This is a genomic window from Pseudomonas sp. IPO3749 (assembly GCF_013386605.1).
GTDB classification, from domain to species: domain Bacteria; phylum Pseudomonadota; class Gammaproteobacteria; order Pseudomonadales; family Pseudomonadaceae; genus Aquipseudomonas; species Aquipseudomonas azotoformans_A.
In genome coordinates this window covers 1-621 of sequence record NZ_JACARN010000150.1, presented here as the reverse complement: position 1 = coordinate 621, position 621 = coordinate 1, and the positions used below count along the sequence as shown (strand labels likewise).

1 protein-coding gene is annotated in these 621 nt (G+C 47.3%); it reads right to left on the bottom strand.

Going from position 1 to position 621, the window contains the following annotated elements; all coding sequences use genetic code 11:
* Positions 1–54: 54 nt before the first annotated feature.
* Positions 55–525 carry a hypothetical protein gene (locus HX812_RS31870; protein WP_235165483.1) on the bottom strand — a complete coding sequence of 157 codons (471 nt, stop codon included), beginning with the start codon at positions 523–525 and terminating at the stop codon, positions 55–57.
* Positions 526–621 lie beyond the last annotated feature (96 nt).

Genomic DNA, 621 nt, shown 5'->3' with positions numbered 1-621 from the left:
GGTTGCTGGTGGTGGCGTGGGGGTGAGGGGTACTAACGCAGCGTTTGTAAAAAACTAGAAGAAGAAAAACAGGCCTGTTCGGTTTTTGATCGCAAGGGTATTTAGATCAATTATTTTTTTCATAGTAGATGAGTTTTCGTGCGTCAAATGGTTGTTGAGAATCTCTACGGTTTTTGTGAGATCCGCAAGGTTGTGAATGGCTTCATCTTCGTAATCGTCGATTATTTTTCCAAGCGTGGTGTTTATCGCTTGTAGAGCGCCTGATTGAAGAAGTTGTTTGTACTCTTCAGGGTTAAGGGTAACGCTTTCGAGTAAAGATTCTGGGCATTCGTCTATGTCTAATAAACGCATGGCCTCTAAGGTGAGTGGGGTCAAGATTACATTCATTTTTTTGTGTGCCTGTTTGTAAAAATGCGTGGCTTCATTGTATTCGCTTTGCGTTCTACCTATTGGTGGTGAATACGGAGCAGGCTTGCCCTGCGCTGCGCGGCCCAGCGCGAGCAAGCTCGCTCGCTCGCTCGCCACAGGGGCTCATTTGCCTTGGCGAGCGGGGTTGCTGTAAATGGGCTCGGGCACTCGCGTTCAACTATTAGACTTGGTCGTGTTGTGATACCGCTCTAA